Below are 16,749 nucleotides of genomic sequence, written 5' to 3' on the forward strand. Positions count from 1 at the left end.
ACAAAAAATATTATGAAAACTAAACTATTATTTGCCTTACGATTAATTATTGCTGTTATATCAATACAAACCTTACGTTTTAAATTTACCGCTCACCCAGACAGTGTTTATATTTTTGAGACTGTAGGTTTAGAACCTATAGGTAGAATTGGCATTGGTGTTTTAGAGTTAATTGCAGGGCTATTGCTTTTAATACCTAAAACAGTTTGGGCTGGAGCTTTATTAACTCTTGGCATAATTGGTGGCGCAATAATGATGCATTTAACACAATTAGGTATTGAGGTTAAAGGCGATGGCGGTGTTTTATTTGCCACTGCTGTTATTACTTTTATACTATCTGCGATAACATTATTTTTCTACAAAAAAGACATTCCTTTTTTAAAACTAGGATAATAAACTATAGTTTTTATTATTAATTTTTATTTCTATATACATATATACAAAGTAAAACCCAATAATTAATAATGTAGAATAGGCTACATTTAAAACATAATCGGCAGATATAAAAATATAAGCGACCTGTACCATCTCTGAGAAAACAATACATACACTAGCTACAAATAGTAGAAACCCTGTTTTAGAGTCATGGTACAGGTAGTTTAATAGGGAGAACGAAAGCACTAATAGAACACATAAGTTATACATGCCTTCGAACATGAATTCCAGCGTGTTAACTTGTAAGGATTCGTCTTCTAAAATCATTTGATTTAATATAAAAATAACATAGGTATTAAATGCAACTAGCACCAATAAGTAGTATTTAAAACGCTTAAATAATTCTTTAAAATTAAATCCTTTTATTATATAAATTAACAAACAAATGTAAGCTACCACATAGGGTATACTACCCAAATGCGAGTAAAATGTAGCATTTAACGCCACGATTACTGCATAAATACCTGCTATTGAAAAAATAGCTAAAAATCCTATAAACGATTTACTTTTCGCTTCAGCCTCAGAGAGATACAAGTATAAAAACATAGGAAATATAAATGCTTTAATAATGGTAGATACTAAAGTAAAACCAAACAAAACACTTACAATAAATAAAACAGCCAGAAACACAACGGCCCTTTTAATCAACTTAAATCGATCAACTTTCATTACGCACAGATTTGGGGGAGGGAGTGCAAATATATGAATAAAAAGCACTTAGCCGATAAAAAGCATCTTTTTGTCGGTTCTTAAGTGTTTTAACGTTTTTTTTATAAAATACTTAAAAATTCTCTTGTTTTTATGCATAAAAAACCTCAAAAACTTAGAAATCAATACATTACACACATCCTTAAAAAAAGACCTCTTTAATGTTTTTATGCTAAAAATCTATTTTAATGTCAATTAATTGGTGTGTACTACATATTATAAATCAACAACTTAACAGTAAAGCAGTGTTATTTTAATAATTCTAAAAACTCGATTTCTGTTAATAAAGTAACTCCTAATTTTTCTGCTTTCTCTTTTTTACTTGGTCCCATTTTATCACCTGCTACAACATAATTTGTTTTCGATGATATTGAAGATGCATTTTTACCACCATTACCTTCTATTAACTTTTTAAGTTCTGTTCTAGATACTGTTTCAAAAACTCCCGATACAACAAAAGATAAGCCTTCTAATTTGTTGGTTTGGTTTGCTAATTCTTCTGCAGAAATCTCCAATTGTATTCCAAAAGATTTTAAACGCTCAACGATAGCCACATTAGCTTCTACTGAAAAGAATGCTACAACACTTTGCGCTATTTTTATTCCTATTTCGTCTACTTGTTCTAAATCTTCTATTGTAGCTGCCGCTAAAGCATCAATTGTTTTATAATGTTTGGCTAGTTTTTTTGCTACTGTTTCTCCCACAAAACGAATACCTAATGCAAATAACACATTTTCAAAAGGTATAGTTTTAGACGCTTCTACTCCATTTACTAAGTTCTCTGCACTTTTTTCCGCCATACGTTCTAATGGCAATAGTTGCTCTACTGTTAGTTCGTATAAGTCTGAGTAATTAGAAATTAAACCTTCTTTTACTAAAAGTGCAACTGTTTCCCCTCCTAAACCTTCTATATCCATAGCCTTCCTAGAAATATAATGCTGAATTCGGCCTATTACTTGAGGTTCGCATTCATTATAATTGGGACAATAATGCTTTGCTTCTCCTTCTATTCGTTCTAATACTGTATTACATTCTGGGCAATTGGTAATATACTCTGTTGGCTTAGAATCTACTGACCTCTTAGTTATATCTACCGCAATAATTTTAGGAATTATTTCTCCTCCTTTTTCTACAAACACCTCATCATTTACTCTTATATCTAACTTAGCTATTTGGTCTGCATTGTGTAACGAGGCACGTTTTACTGTTGTGCCTGCTAACTCTACTGGTTCTAGGTTTGCTACTGGTGTTATCGCTCCTGTTCTTCCTACTTGATAGGTAATAGAGTTTAACCTAGTAGATACTTGTTCTGCTTTAAATTTATAGGCCATTGCCCAACGTGGCGCCTTAGAGGTGTAGCCTAACTCGTCTTGCTGGAACAAACTATTTACTTTTACAACAACGCCATCGGTTTCGTAAGGCAAGTTGTGCCTTGCCGTATCCCAATAGTTTATAAATTCGAAAACCTCATCTATAGAATTTACTAATTTCGCAGCTTCTGGTACTTTAAAACCCATAGCTCTAGCTTTTTCTAAGCTGTTAAATTGGGAGTCTACACCTAAGTTTTCGCCTGTTAAATTGTATAATAGGCATTCTAAAGGACGCTTAGCGACTTCTGCACTGTCTTGCAGCTTTAAACTTCCTGATGCTGTATTTCTAGGGTTTCGGTATGGTTCTTCTCCATTTGCTATACGTTCTTCGTTCATTTTATTGAAGCCATCGAATGGTAAAATAATCTCGCCTCTAATATCAAACTTTGGCGGATAATCGCCTTTTAATTGTAACGGTACCGATTTTATGGTTTTTATGTTTGCAGTCACCTCATCGCCTTGAAAGCCATCTCCTCGTGTTACAGCGCGTAATAGCTTACCGTTTTCGTAGGTTAAACTTATAGATGCACCATCGTATTTAAGTTCGCAAGTGTATTGGATGTCTCCATCTACTAATTTTTTAATTCTGGTTTCCCAGTCTTTTAAGTCTTCTAAAGAGTATGAGTTATCTAAAGAGTACATTCTATAATCATGTACTACAGTATTAAAGTTTTTGGTGACCTCTCCTCCTACTCTTAGCGTTGGTGAATTGGCATCGTAAAATTCTGGATGTGCTTCTTCTAGAGTTTGTAGCTCTTTTAATTTTATATCGAATTCGTAATCACTAATAGTTGCATTATCTAACACATAATAATTATAATTATGTTCACGTAATTCGTCTCTTAGTGCGTTTATTTGTTGTTCTATAGTCATTTTACAATCCCTCTTTTTTCAACCATTTTGGTGCTGGTAATGGTTTAAAATTATTCATTTTTTCTAAAAGTCCTTCTATTGTTATATCTATTACAATAGCATCTCTGTGTTCTTGTTTTAAAAACCCACGTGCTACCATGGTGTCGCATTGTGCAATTAAAGCATCATAATAGCCATTTATATTTAAAATGCCAATGGGTTTAGTGTGTAAGCCTAATTGTCCCCAAGTTGCTATTTCAAAAAACTCATCCATAGTACCAAAACCTCCTGGAATTATCATAAACCCATCAGATTTCTCATACATAAGTACTTTTCTGTCATGCATATTAGTGGTTACAATAAGCTCAGACAATTTGTTATGTACAATTTCTTTAGCTTTTAAAAACTCTGGTATTACGCCAATGATTGTACCATTAGCATCTGTAGCTCCATTTGCAACTTGTCCCATAATACCAATTTTTGCCGCTCCATAAACTAGCGTTATATTTTGTTTCGCTAATGTTTCTCCTAATGTATAGGCGGTAGAAACAATTTGCTCATCGTTTCCTAAGCTTGCGCCACAAAATACTGCAATGCTCTTCATAAAAATCTTTATTTTTCATTCCCTACCTTCGTCAGCACTCAGGATATATTCCAACGGGAATTTTATTATTTATCTCTTACTATAATTAGGATTCTATTCACTTTTTGTAGCCTTAAGCAGCCTATATTTACCAAACATATCTTTTTTTACCGAAACATTAGTAAAGTTATAGTCTATTACTAAAGTGATCATTTCGTTTGCTAGGTATTCGTTAATTTCAAAATACAGCATGCCATTAGGTTTTAAGTTTTGCTCTGCAAATTCGGTAATAGCTTTATAAAACACTAAAGGGTTATCGTTATCTACAAACAGTGCTAAATGCGGCTCATTGTCTAGTACATTTGGTCGCATGTGTTGCTTTTCCATTTCCCTAACGTAAGGCGGGTTAGATACTATGATATCGAATTTAGTATCGTTTACTAAGGTTTTTGTTTCTAATATATTAGCTTCTGTAAAGTTTACTTTTACGTCATTTAATTTTGCATTTTCTTCTGCTACTTTTAGGGCTTCTTTAGATACATCTATGGCTTGCACTTCTGCTTCTGGTAGTTGTTTTGCTAGCGTTACTGCTATACACCCACTTCCTGTTCCTATATCTAATATATGTACTGGGGCTTTTAAGTTACCCAACCCAATCTCTCTAATGGTTTCTTTAATAATACCGTCTACAATTTCTTCTGTTTCTGCTCTTGGTATTAGTGTTTTGGTATTAACTTTAAACGACATGCCATAAAAATGGGCTTTCCCAATTATATACTGAATGGGTTTTTGTTGTTTTAACTGCTCTAACGCATCAAAAATGGGGGTTTGCTCTTCTTTTGTTATCGATAATTCTGGATTTGTTGCTAATTGTAAGCGCGAAATGTTATAAAACGATTCTAAACAGATAAAAAAGAAGCTAAATACTTCTTCTGGTCCATAAATAGCGTCTAATTCTTTATGAAATAGTTGTTCTAAGTCTTTTAACTTCATTTGGTTATTATTGTTGGCTGTTTATAGCCTTTAAAATTAAATTATTCTATCTATCTGTAATGTAAAATATATTCTATACTCACTCACTTTTTCTTTTCTCTTTCGCTCTCATGCCAAGCGCTTACTACATAAAGTAACTTTCTACAAATCCTTAATCATCCAAACACCACACGAGTAATGCCCTGTGTTGCCTAATGGTTTGTCTAGGTGTTTAAATCCGTAACTTTCGTAAATGTGTATGGCTGCTTTTAATTGTGATGCCGATTCTAAATAGCATTGTTTGTAACCTAGTGCTTTTGCAGATTCTAAACATTTCTCAAATAATAGTTTTCCATAGCCTTTTCCCCTCATTTTGGGTGCAGAGTACATTTTTTGTATTTCGCACACATGGCCTTCAAAATCTTTCAAAGGTTTTACGCCTCCTCCTCCAATGATTTCTCCATTATCTTCTACAACATAATACACATCATTATTGTTTTGGTACGATTCAAACATTTTTGGTGTTTCGTCATCTTCATAAGCCGTACCTACCAAAGGCAAGCCAAATTCTGGAAAACAATCTCTAATAACTGCTTCTATTTGCTTATTATCTTTTGCCTGTATTTCTCTAATAACAATATTATTTTTACTCACTTTAATATAGTATTTTTACGCCTGTGAAGATACATGAATTCGAAAAAAAGTGGAATGAAGAAACTTATAATGTTATCAACAATTATTGTAACTTTTTTAAGTTGCTCTGTAAATGAAAAGTCTCTATTCTTAAAAGTTGAAAACATAGAAGTAGTAGAATCTACTCCAGAATATGTTACACTTCGTGCTGATGCTTTTTTTATTAATCCTAACGATATTGGAGGAGAGTTACAAACTGAAGGTATAAAAGTACTTATTAATGATGTGGAAATGGCAACAGTATCTTCTGAAGCCTTCAAGGTTCCTGCAAAAAAAGAATTTTCTATCCCTTTAAAAACGAATATTCCATCCAATAAAATATTCAACTTAGATAATCTTGGCGGACTACTTAATAGTATTTTAAGTAAGAAAGTGAAAGTGCAATATATTGGAGATTTAAAATATAAAGTAATGGGGTTTTCGCACCGTTATGCTATAGATAAAACCGAATACGTAAAAGTTAAATTATAATTGTGTCTACTCACGAATTTCACATAACCCGCTGTATAGAGATTGCAAAAAATGCTTTAGGTAGCTCTAGACCCAACCCTATGGTTGGCTGTGTTATAGTACATAATAATAAAATTATTGGGGAAGGTTATACTAGTCCATACGGAGGCAATCATGCAGAGGTTAATGCTATACATGCTGTAAAAGATAAATCGCTTTTAAAAGAAGCTACGCTTTATGTTACATTAGAGCCCTGCTCTCATTACGGAAAAACACCGCCTTGCAGCGATTTAATTATTGCTCATAACATTCCAAATATTGTTATTGGTACTGTAGATACTCATAGCAAGGTTGCTGGAAAAGGCATTATAAAGTTACAAAGTAATGGTTGTAATGTTACTGTAGGTGTTTTAGAAAATGAATGTAAAATTCATCATAAGCGTTTTTTTACTTTTCATAACAAAAAACGTCCTTATGTTATTTTAAAATGGGCAGAAACTAGCAATGGTTTTATTGCTCCTACCATAAAAAAAGAAATAAAACCTGTTTGGATTACTAATACAATATCGCGCCAATTGGTACATAAATGGAGAGCAGAAGAACAGGCCATTCTTGTAGGTACTAATACTGTTATACAAGACAATCCTAGTTTAACTGTTAGAGATTGGACAGGTCAACAACCACTTAGAGTTGTTATAGACAAAGATTTAAAGTTAAATACTACCTTTTCTGTTTTTAACACCATAGCAGAAACATTAATTATTAGCTCTAAACATGAAGACAAAAACAATAGTGCTATTATAGATTTTAGTAAACATAATGCTATTGCGCATCAAATTTGTAATGTTTTATATGATAGAAATATTAACTCTATAATTATTGAAGGTGGCTCGAAAACGCTTCAAACTTTTATAAATGAAAACCTTTGGGATGAAGCCCGAGTTTTCACTGGAACCACTCAATTTAAAGAAGGTATAAAAGCACCAAAGTTTTCTGGACAATTGCTTTATAAAACACAACTTAAAGAAGACACACTTAAAGTATACACAAATACAAATTAAATAACCCTACATTTTGTAGACAACAAAGCTTACCGTTTTTACGGAAATAAATATGATTAAGACACTAATTTTCGATTTTGGAGATGTATTTATTAACCTTGATAAAGAAGGTGCAATGACTAACGCTTTAGAATTATTTGAGTTGGATGAATTCCCTGAAGATATGATTGCTGTTAACGCTTTATATGAACAAGGTTTTATGGATACTACAGAATTCTTAGAATTTTATTGTTACAATTTTCCTAAATTATCAAAAAACGAAATTATTGAAGCTTGGAATTATATTTTATGCGATTTCCCTCCGCATAGATTAGATTTTATTCAACAACTAGCAAAGGACAAAAAATACAAGCTTATATTATTAAGTAATACAAATGAATTACATATAGATAGTATTAAACAACATGTTCCTTTTTACGAAGCATTTAAAAATAGTTTTGATGCATTCTATTTATCTCATGAAATAGGGTATAGAAAACCCAATGCAGATATTTACAATTTTGTTTTAAAAGAAAACAACCTAAAACCTGAAGCCTGTTTATTTATAGATGACACCAAAGAAAACACAGAGGCTGCGCATAAATTAGGAATTAATGTTTGGAACAACGACCCTAAAACGCAAGATGTAGTAAATTTATTTTCTATTAAAAGCAATTTGTTTTGATAAATCTAATATTAAGCATTTTATTCTCGAGCTCGCTCTACGTAGTTTTTAAATATTTTGAAAAATACAATGTAAATACACTACATGCTATAATAGTAAATTATATTGTAGCTGGCACTTGTGGATTTCTATTTTACAACGGCAAAGTTAACTTTAGTATTGTTCCAGAAAAACCATGGTTTATTGGCGCAGTAGCGTTAGGTTTCCTATTTATTTTTATTTTTAACTTAATGGCTCTTACCGCTCAAAAAAATGGTTTGTCTGTAGCTTCTGTTTCTGGTAAAATGTCTGTAGTAATTCCTATTCTATTCGCTGTTATTGTGTACAAAGAGCAATTAGGCCTTTTAAAAGTTTTGGGTATTATTATAGCGCTTTTGGCTGTATATTTTACTTCTGTTAAAGAAAAAAGTAATACTATTCCTTTTAATAAAAAAACCTTAATCTATCCTATTTTATTATTTATAGGTTCAGGAATTATAGATACATTTATTAAATATATGGAAACAAATTACCTATCTCAACAGGAAGTTCCTTATTTTTCTGCAATGGTCTTTAGTTTTGCTGGAATAATAGGTTTCGTAACTTTAATTATTAAACGAGATTTTAATTTTAAATGGAAAAACGTTGTAGGTGGTATATTATTAGGTGTCCCAAACTATTTTTCTATTGTTTATTTATTAAAGGCGTTACAAAATCAAGATTTAAATAGTTCTACAGTATTTACCATTAATAATGTGGCAATTGTTATGTTATCTACTATATTAGGCATTATAATATTTAAAGAACGATTAATTAAAAAGAATTGGCTAGGTATTGCCTTAGCCGTTATTAGTATACTATTAGTAGCAAGTACATAATTTGGAAACAAAAGACACATATAAAACAATTATAACCCCTTCTGAAGAGACACTATTTAAGGATAAGAATAGTAAGTTTTACGGGTATGCATTCCCTATTTCTACAGAGGAAGATGTTAAAACAAATATAGACGCCTTAAAAAAACAACACCATTCGGCTAGGCATTGGTGTTATGCTTACCAATTAGGTACCGAAGCTAATGCTATAAAATACAGAGCAAATGATGATGGGGAACCAAGTAATAGTGCAGGAATGCCCATTTATGGACAAATACAATCTTACGATGTTACTAATGTACTAATTGTTGTTGTTCGTTATTTTGGTGGTGTAAAATTAGGTGTTGGAGGTTTAATTAATGCTTACCGTACCGGAGCACAATTAGCTTTAGAAGCTTCAGCTATTGTAGAACGAACTATAAATATTGAGTTTTTAATAACTTTCGATTATGCAAACATGAATAAAGTAATGCGCGTTATAAAAGAAAAAAATATTAACATTATTGCTCAAAAACTAGAATTAAACTGCCAAATAACAATTTCTGTTCGCAAAAAAAAGGCTTCAGAAATTGAAGCCATTTTTAATACTTTATATAAAGTAGACATTAAAACTCTAGACAATTAACTTAAAACATCTATAAGATATTTAGGTGGGCGAACTGGTCGTTTTGTTTTTAAATCTATAAAAGCTAAAACGGTATTTGCAGTGGCAATAATTTCATTTGAGTTGTTTACAATCTCATAATCAAATTGTATTACTGCCGTAGGTAATTTCTTAAGTATTGTTTTCACTTTAATAACATCATCATAAAACGCAGATTTTTTAAAATTTACTTGTAATGAAACTACTGGTAAACCAATCCCTTCTTCTTCCATTTTTTTATACGACAAGCCAAACTTTCTCAACCATTCTATACGTCCCATTTCTAGATATAACGCATAATTACCATGATGCACTACTCCCATCTGGTCGGTTTCGCCATACCTAACCCGTATTTCTATTTCATCAATTTTCATATTACAATTTTCAACTTTTAACCCCTCTATGTTCAATTATTTTTTGTAGCTTACAGAGGTGTTAAACATGAGGAAAAAAAACTACAAAATCAATAGCAAATGATTTTTTTTTTTAGAAATTTGTTCACATATTTGTCACGCTATAAAACAGCACAGTTTTTGCCCCTTATATCTGTACTGTTAAACAACTAACAATAAAAGTATTTTAATAACAAATGAGTATAACTGCGCAATCGGTATGGAATAACTGTCTAAATTTTATAAAAGACAACATTCAACCACAAGCATACAAAACTTGGTTCGAACCGATAGTAGCAGTTAAGCTAACTGATAATGCTTTGAGTATACAAGTGCCTAGTAAATTCTTTTACGAATGGCTAGAAGAGCATTATGTAAAAATATTAAAGGTAGCTCTTACCAAAGAATTAGGTGAAACCGCTAAACTGGTTTACATTATAAAAATGGAAAACACCTATGGTAACAAACAACCGTTTACAGAAAAAATACCAAGTTCTAATAGAACTGCTGTAAAAGCACAGGATGTAGATGTTCCATTAAACAACAAAAATCCTGAATTACGTAATCCGTTTGTTATACCTGGTATTCGCAATGTAAAAATTGAATCTCAGCTTAATCCAAATTATAATTTCGATAATTTTTTAGAAGGAGACTCTAACCGTTTAGCAAGAAGTGCTGGTTTAGCTGTTTCTGCAAAACCAGGAGGAACTTCTTTTAATCCATTATTAATATTTGGTGGGGTTGGTCTTGGTAAAACACACTTAGCACACGCTATAGGTGTAAATATTAAAGATAAATACCCTGAAAAGACTGTTTTATATATTTCTGCAGAAAAATTTACACAGCAATACATAGATTCTGTTAAAAAGAATAATAGAAATGATTTTATTCACTTCTATCAACTTATAGATGTTTTAGTTATTGACGACGTACAGTTTTTATCTGGAAAATCTGGAACACAAGATGTTTTCTTCCATATTTTTAACCACTTACACCAAAACGGTAAACAGGTTATATTAACTAGTGATAAGGCACCTGTAGACATGCAAGACATAGAACAGCGTTTATTATCTCGTTTTAAATGGGGCTTATCTGCAGAGTTACAAACTCCAGATTTTGAAACTCGTGTTTCTATTTTAAAGAATAAACTATATCGTGATGGTGTTGAGATGCCTAATGATATTGTAGAATATGTTGCTAAAAATATAAAATCTAATATTAGAGAATTAGAAGGCGCTATTATCTCTTTAATTGCACAATCTTCTTTCAATAAAAAAGAAATAAATATAGATTTAGCTAAACAAGTTGTAGAAAAATTTGTTAAAAACACAAAGCGTGAAGTATCTATAGATTATATTCAAAAGGTGGTTTCAGATTACTTCCAAATGGATGTAGATACATTACAATCTAAAACCAGAAAACGTCATATTGTGCAAGCAAGACAACTGGCTATGTTTTTTGCTAAGAAATTTACAAAAGCCTCTTTAGCTAGTATTGGTTCTCAAATAGGGAAACGTGATCATGCTACTGTATTACATGCTTGTAAAACTGTAGACAACTTATCTTCTACTGATAAGCAATTTAGAAAATACGTTGAAGATCTTACTAAAAAACTATCTGTTTAATACACCTTTTTTAAATGACAAAAATACTAATGGTTTGCCTCGGGAACATCTGTCGCTCTCCACTAGCGGAAGGTATTTTAAAATCTAAACTTCCTGAAGATTCTTTTTTTGTTGATTCTGCAGGAACCAGTAATTATCATATAGGAGAAAAACCCGATAAACGCTCTATTGCCATAGCCAGAGATTACGGAATAGATATTAACAACCAAAGAGGCAGACAGTTTACTACAATAGATTTTGACCGTTTTGATTATATCTACGCCATGGATAATTCTAATTATAAAAATATTATTCGATTAGCTAGAAATAACCAAGATAAAAACAAGGTGAAATTAATTTTAAACGAAAGTGTTCCTGGCGAAAATCTAGATGTTCCAGATCCTTATTATGGAGGAGACGCAGGATTTAATAATGTTTATATAATGCTTGATGAAGCCTGTAATATTATAGCCAATAAATTAAAAAGTAATGACTAAGAAAGAAGTGAAAGATTCTCATGTTTCTTTTAACTATACAGTCTAGTCTCCATTTAATTTATTTTCTTTTCATTAACTTTACTAACAGTAAAATCCCCTAAACATACACTACTATGAATAATTCTTATGGCACGTTATATCTTATTCCAACAACTTTAGGTGATACAGAACCTTTAAACGTACTCCCTTTAACTGTAAAGAAAATTATAGAACAGGTAGATACATATATTGTTGAAAACGAAAAAACAGCCAGACGATTCATAAAAAAAATAAGTTCTGGAAAACAACAGTCTTCTTTAACATTATTTCCTTTAAATAAATTTACAGATGTAAGTGAGTTACCTAGCTATCTAGAACCTTGTAAAAGAGGAATAAATGTTGGTGTAATCTCTGAAGCAGGCTGCCCAGGGGTAGCAGATCCTGGCGCAGATATTGTTAAAATTGCCCATGAAAACAACATAAAAGTAGTTCCTTTGGTTGGCCCCTCCTCTATTTTATTAGCAATGATGGGCTCTGGAATGAATGGGCAAAGCTTTGCTTTTAATGGTTATTTACCTATTGATAAAAGTGAGCGTAAACAGGAGTTGAAACGATTAGAGCGTCTTTCTTTCGAACAAAATCAATCGCAATTATTCATTGAAACGCCATATAGAAACAACAAAATGTTAGAAGATTTATGTAATATTTTAAATGGCAACACTGCTATTTGTGTTGCTTGCGATATTACGCTACCTAGCGAATACATAAAAACCATGCCTGCAAACGCATGGAAAAAAGTAAAGGTTGACCTTCATAAAAGACCAACCTTATTTATAATTCATAAAAATTAAAAATGCTTATGCTTTAAGCTTTAAAGACACTTTAGGTCTTTTGTTTGGTTTTATAACCGATGTATCATATCCAGAAAAGCGTTTCATGTATGACCTTATTGAAGTTCCATACGCATCTGAAAAACCTCTTTTCCCATAGCTTCTAAGGTATTTTTTTACGCTTCCTGGCCCAGCCAAATGAGCTGCTGCTAAAATTCCAGATTCTGTAACCTTAACACCATTAACATACTTTCCTTCAAAACGCTTAATATCTCTTCTTAATACCCACTTATTACGCTGTGTATTAGCTATAAAAGCTTTTTCCTGTAATTCTGGCGTCTTTAAAAACAGACTTGCATTGTTAATACCTATTAACTTAAGTGTACTTTTACCAAATTGGTACTTACCTAGATAGCCTAAAGTATTAACTGAGAAATAATTATTTTGAGACTCTTTAAACCCTATAGCTTCTTTAAATCCTAAAAACGACTTTCCAAGCTCTAGTGTATACGTTTCTTCTTTCTCTCCCAGAAACGCAATGTCTTTAGAGGCATCTTGATTAACTGAGTAATCTAAATTTAACCCCTTCGTAGAATAATATTCTACTTCTGTATGATTTAACTTTTCTTCTGTTGATAGCGACACAACAATTAAAACACAAATTGTAATCGCTAGTAATAATAAACTTGCACTACTCTTTTTGTTCATAATTTTTAATTTCTTAGACTAGTTTTAATCAAAAAGCGAGCCTAAAATTTCAGCGTGCAAAATTATACAAAAAAAATGATATAGCAAAATTACTCGTTAAAATACAATTAAAAGTATATAGCGTGAAATTTTAGGTCATTTTTATCGGTGAACTCCACCGTAGGAAGTGGTACTTTTACTACATTAAAAATACTAAATAATGTTCTTAAAATGTGTGAGTTAGTGTTAATTTTTGTTAAATCTATATCGAGACTTAAGTAGTATTGTCGGCGTCTATTGTGTTGTCCAAATAGCTCTATCTGTTTTGCTTTTGTACCTGCTAATAGTCCTTCTCCTCCATAGCCAAATGCTACATTTAACCACTTAGGCAGCTTACTTTGCTTAAAAAACGAATGTAAATTTGCACTTAACCAATACGTTTGTCCATTATAATCTTTAAGTGATTCTTCTAGTAATCCTACTCCTAATTTATCTGGTCGTTGTGCTGCAAATCCTGTTCTATGAAAAGAGTATTTTAATGTAATACGTTGTTCTTTCCATAATAATTCTTGACCAACATATAATCCTGTACCTGATGCATTGGCAGCAAAATCGCCCCAAGAGAATCCCCATTCTTTAGAGAAACCATCTAAAACTTCTACTGCTGTTAAAAAAGAAAACCCTAAAGTTGCTCCATATAATAATTGGTCTTTTTTATTTACACCACTCCAATGTAAAACGTCTGCTCCAATTCTACCTACTTGGTATGCGGTAAAGGCATGCCCTAACTTATCCATTTGGAGCCACTCGTTATTATCGTTAATGGTATGAAATTTTGACCGCTCGAAATCGCTATACCATAACTGATTTAAACCTAGTAGCGTTAGTCCTCCAGCTGTAGCTTCTGTTATTACAACTACATTACGCCTTGGCTTATGCAACGTATCGCTAGGTTTTAAAAACAGATTAAGTTTAGATTGCGCCATTCCGGAGAATACCACTAATGCAAAGACAAGATGTAAAATGTGTTTTTTCAATACTACTTGTAAATACCTTGAGAGGATAAATATTTATGGTATGCCCTAGCATTAGCATTATGTTGCGCTAATGTTTTTGCAAATTTATGGTAGCCTAATCGTTTAGCATCTGCAACAAAATAAAGGTAATTGTGTTTTTCGTTATTTAAAACAGCGTCTATAGCAGATATGTCTGGCATAGCTATTAATCCTGGAGGTAATCCTAAATTAGTATACGTGTTATATGGAGATTCTATTTCTTTGTGTACATTTAATACACGCTTAATTATGGTGTTACTGTATTTTGGCAATTTGTATGCCGCAAAACGAATGGTTGGATCTGCCTGCAATGGCATCCCAATTCTAATACGGTTTAAATATACACCAGCTATTCGCGGTTGCTCACTAGCTTGCTTAGATTCCTCATAGACTATAGAGGCTAATGCTATAACTTCTGCTTCTGTAAGTTTTAGTTTTTTAGCTTTTGCTTTTCTAGAGTCTGTCCAAAAGGCTTTGTATTCTTTTAGCATGCGGTTACGAAAACCTTCACCGGAGCTATTCCAAAACAACTCATAACTATTTGGTATATACATCCCTAAAGCTGTTTCTTCTTTAAAGCCATTTTCTTTTAAAAACGTTTTATCTGTCATTGCTTTTAATAAAGCTAAACTATCGGCATCTATTTGTGCTGCTATTCTTCCAGCTAACTTCTCAATCGTTTCTTGATTGTTAAACGTCACTTTAACTGGTTTATTTTTAATACGTAATGTGGCAATAATATCATTGTTAGTCATTCCTTTTTCAATAATATAACGACCAGCCTTAACATTATTTACATATTTTTTTTGTTTTGCTAAAGCATCAAAGGCCTCAATATCTTTTAATAATGGCTCTAATTCTTTTCTTACTTCATTATAATTGGCGCCTCGTGATATGTAAACTGAAACAGTATTTTCTTCAAAAATTGTATTAGGAGAAAACATAACTCCATAAACATAATAAGCAAAATAAGCTGCTACGACTAAACCAATGGCAACTATAGCAAAAAGTATTTTTTTAATGTACATTAGTATTAATAAGTTGAAATAAATATTCGTTTTTAAATTGACCGTTATAAAAATTCCAGTCTTTTTTTAATCCTATTTTTTTAAATCCCTGATTTTTAAATAGTTTTATACTTGCTTCATTATCCTCAGAGATGTTACAATATAATTGATGCAAATCTAAGTGATTAAAACAATAATTGCATAATAATTGAAGTGCTTCGCTTCCAAATCCCTTTTTTCTGTTTTTAGAAGCTTTTATTAAAACACCTATTCCTGCTCTTCTGTTTTTTATATCAAAATCAAAAACATCTATCATCCCCAATGCTTCATCTTCGTAATTAGAAATAACCAATCGCAATTGTTTTACTTCGTATATATCTTTATGGGCGTGCTCTAGATATTGTTTTATTAAAAACTTTGAATAGGGTGTAATTGTACTACTTATTTCCCAAATAGACTCGTCGTTTTCTATACAATGTATAAAATCTAAATCTTCTGGCTCTAAAGCTCTAAGGTATATATGTTCTCCTTTTAGCGTTATCATTATATTTCACCTTTAAACACCTGATGAGCTGGCCCTTGTAGCCATATATTTTTATAACCTTCTCCTTCGGTTTCAAAAGAAACTTTTAAAACACCTCCTTCTACATTTAGTGTTACTTCATTTGCTGTTGTCAGGCCATTGTTATGCATAGCCAATGCAACTGCTGTTACACCTGTTCCACAAGATAATGTTTCATCTTCTACGCCTCTTTCATAAGTACGAACCCCAAAAGTATTTTCGGTTACGTGTTCTACAAAATTAACATTACTTCCAGCTTTATTATAGGGTGCCCCATAACGTATTCTAGCACCTTCCTCTTTTACATTAAACTGTTTTAAGTTACTAACGATTTCTACATGATGAGGAGATCCTGTGTTTAAAAACGCATGAGTGTTATACTTTTCTACTGTATTTACATCTTGCATTTGTAGTTTAACATAATTGTTAGTTATAGTGGCATGATGCAAACCATCTATAGCATTAAATGTTGTTTTTTCTTCTATAATATTAAGGAATTTTGCAAACGCTACAATACAACGTCCTCCATTTCCACACATACTACTCTCATTACCATCTGCATTAAAATAAACCATTTTAAAATCTGTAGTGTCATCCTCTTCTAATAGGATTAAACCGTCAGCTCCTATGCCAAAACGTCTATCGCATAGAAAAGCAATATGTTTGGCATCTTTTTTGTCAAATACTTGTTGTCTGTTATCAATAAACACGAAGTCATTTCCTGTGCCCTGATACTTATAAAAGGTATGTGTCATTTAATTAAAATAATTACGACAAATATACTGTTTTAGAAATTTATTGGAGCTGTTAAATACGCGTTAAAATTGAAAACGACACTCAATAATATTTTA

General features: G+C 31.8%; 20 protein-coding genes. 9 read left to right on the forward strand and 11 right to left on the reverse strand.

Features of this window, described 5'->3' with window-relative positions; all coding sequences use genetic code 11:
- Positions 1–12: 12 nt before the first annotated feature.
- Positions 13–393, forward strand: coding sequence for a DoxX family protein (locus tag ACVC08_RS19805; protein WP_452603366.1), 381 nt, complete (start codon positions 13–15; stop codon positions 391–393).
- Here the strand turns inward: ACVC08_RS19805 and ACVC08_RS19810 are convergent.
- From ACVC08_RS19810 to ACVC08_RS19830, 5 genes are all read right to left on the reverse strand, one after another.
- Positions 385–1,104, reverse strand: a complete 720-nt coding sequence (locus tag ACVC08_RS19810; protein ID WP_452600110.1) for a hypothetical protein — start codon at positions 1,102–1,104, stop codon at positions 385–387. The genes ACVC08_RS19805 and ACVC08_RS19810 overlap by 9 nt on opposite strands.
- Before the next feature lie 287 nt (positions 1,105–1,391).
- On the reverse strand, positions 1,392–3,386 hold the full coding sequence (ligA, locus tag ACVC08_RS19815) for an NAD-dependent DNA ligase LigA (RefSeq protein WP_452603367.1): 1,995 nt from the start codon (positions 3,384–3,386) through the stop codon (positions 1,392–1,394).
- 1 nt (position 3,387) lies between these two features.
- Positions 3,388–3,969, reverse strand: a complete 582-nt coding sequence (locus tag ACVC08_RS19820; RefSeq protein WP_452603368.1) for an LOG family protein — start codon at positions 3,967–3,969, stop codon at positions 3,388–3,390.
- Between the two features lie 93 nt (positions 3,970–4,062).
- Positions 4,063–4,941 (reverse strand): peptide chain release factor N(5)-glutamine methyltransferase, encoded by an 879-nt coding sequence (gene prmC / locus ACVC08_RS19825; RefSeq protein ID WP_452603369.1) that lies wholly within the window; start codon positions 4,939–4,941, stop codon positions 4,063–4,065.
- Positions 4,942–5,082: 141 nt separating this feature from the next.
- Positions 5,083–5,574, reverse strand: a complete 492-nt coding sequence (locus ACVC08_RS19830) for a GNAT family N-acetyltransferase (RefSeq protein ID WP_452600105.1) — start codon at positions 5,572–5,574, stop codon at positions 5,083–5,085.
- A 54-nt stretch (positions 5,575–5,628) separates the two neighbouring features.
- On the opposite strand from ACVC08_RS19830, the gene ACVC08_RS19835 reads away from it, so the two are divergent.
- From ACVC08_RS19835 to ACVC08_RS19855, 5 genes are read left to right on the forward strand one after another with little or no spacing between them, the layout of a single operon-like run.
- Positions 5,629–6,084 carry an LEA type 2 family protein gene (locus tag ACVC08_RS19835; protein ID WP_452603370.1) on the forward strand — a complete coding sequence of 152 codons (456 nt, stop codon included), beginning with the start codon at positions 5,629–5,631 and terminating at the stop codon, positions 6,082–6,084.
- 2 nt (positions 6,085–6,086) lie between these two features.
- Complete coding sequence (gene ribD / locus ACVC08_RS19840) at positions 6,087–7,124, forward strand: bifunctional diaminohydroxyphosphoribosylaminopyrimidine deaminase/5-amino-6-(5-phosphoribosylamino)uracil reductase RibD (RefSeq protein ID WP_452603371.1); 1,038 nt, start codon at positions 6,087–6,089, stop codon at positions 7,122–7,124.
- 52 nt (positions 7,125–7,176) lie between these two features.
- Positions 7,177–7,788, forward strand: coding sequence for an HAD family hydrolase (locus tag ACVC08_RS19845; RefSeq protein ID WP_452603372.1), 612 nt, complete (start codon positions 7,177–7,179; stop codon positions 7,786–7,788).
- Positions 7,785–8,645 carry an EamA family transporter gene (locus ACVC08_RS19850; protein WP_452603373.1) on the forward strand — a complete coding sequence of 287 codons (861 nt, stop codon included), beginning with the start codon at positions 7,785–7,787 and terminating at the stop codon, positions 8,643–8,645. The genes ACVC08_RS19845 and ACVC08_RS19850 overlap by 4 nt, the downstream gene beginning before the upstream one ends.
- Position 8,646: 1 nt before the next feature.
- Positions 8,647–9,267 carry an IMPACT family protein gene (locus ACVC08_RS19855; RefSeq protein ID WP_452603374.1) on the forward strand — a complete coding sequence of 207 codons (621 nt, stop codon included), beginning with the start codon at positions 8,647–8,649 and terminating at the stop codon, positions 9,265–9,267.
- Here the strand turns inward: ACVC08_RS19855 and ACVC08_RS19860 are convergent.
- Complete coding sequence (locus ACVC08_RS19860; protein ID WP_452603375.1) at positions 9,264–9,659, reverse strand: acyl-CoA thioesterase; 396 nt, start codon at positions 9,657–9,659, stop codon at positions 9,264–9,266. The two genes, ACVC08_RS19855 and ACVC08_RS19860, sit on opposite strands and share 4 nt — an antisense overlap.
- Positions 9,660–9,874: 215 nt before the next feature.
- Between ACVC08_RS19860 and dnaA the strand changes: the two genes are divergently transcribed.
- The 3 genes from dnaA to ACVC08_RS19875 all read left to right on the forward strand — a co-directional run bounded on the left by dnaA (position 9,875) and on the right by ACVC08_RS19875 (position 12,608).
- Entirely contained in the window at positions 9,875–11,302 is a 1,428-nt protein-coding gene (gene dnaA, locus ACVC08_RS19865) for a chromosomal replication initiator protein DnaA (protein ID WP_452603376.1), read from the forward strand.
- Between the two features lie 14 nt (positions 11,303–11,316).
- Positions 11,317–11,778, forward strand: a complete 462-nt coding sequence (locus ACVC08_RS19870) for a low molecular weight protein-tyrosine-phosphatase (RefSeq protein WP_452603377.1) — start codon at positions 11,317–11,319, stop codon at positions 11,776–11,778.
- 113 nt (positions 11,779–11,891) lie between these two features.
- Positions 11,892–12,608 carry an SAM-dependent methyltransferase gene (locus ACVC08_RS19875; RefSeq protein ID WP_452596970.1) on the forward strand — a complete coding sequence of 239 codons (717 nt, stop codon included), beginning with the start codon at positions 11,892–11,894 and terminating at the stop codon, positions 12,606–12,608.
- A gap of 6 nt (positions 12,609–12,614) precedes the next feature.
- Here the strand turns inward: ACVC08_RS19875 and ACVC08_RS19880 are convergent, their stop codons facing one another.
- From ACVC08_RS19880 to dapF, 5 genes are all read right to left on the reverse strand, one after another.
- Positions 12,615–13,295 carry a peptidoglycan-binding protein LysM gene (locus ACVC08_RS19880; protein WP_452596971.1) on the reverse strand — a complete coding sequence of 227 codons (681 nt, stop codon included), beginning with the start codon at positions 13,293–13,295 and terminating at the stop codon, positions 12,615–12,617.
- A 107-nt stretch (positions 13,296–13,402) separates the two neighbouring features.
- A complete protein-coding gene (locus ACVC08_RS19885; protein ID WP_452603378.1) occupies positions 13,403–14,311 on the reverse strand; it encodes a DUF2279 domain-containing protein in 909 nt (302 codons plus the stop codon).
- Positions 14,312–14,313: 2 nt separating this feature from the next.
- On the reverse strand, positions 14,314–15,357 hold the full coding sequence (mltG, locus tag ACVC08_RS19890) for an endolytic transglycosylase MltG (RefSeq protein WP_452596973.1): 1,044 nt from the start codon (positions 15,355–15,357) through the stop codon (positions 14,314–14,316).
- On the reverse strand, positions 15,347–15,880 hold the full coding sequence (locus ACVC08_RS19895; RefSeq protein WP_452603379.1) for a GNAT family N-acetyltransferase: 534 nt from the start codon (positions 15,878–15,880) through the stop codon (positions 15,347–15,349). Before ACVC08_RS19895 ends, mltG begins: the two co-directional genes overlap by 11 nt.
- Positions 15,880–16,653, reverse strand: coding sequence for a diaminopimelate epimerase (dapF, locus tag ACVC08_RS19900; RefSeq protein ID WP_452603380.1), 774 nt, complete (start codon positions 16,651–16,653; stop codon positions 15,880–15,882). Before dapF ends, ACVC08_RS19895 begins: the two co-directional genes overlap by 1 nt.
- Between the last annotated feature and the right edge of the window lie 96 nt (positions 16,654–16,749).

Source organism: Pontimicrobium sp. MEBiC06410, from assembly GCF_053601615.1.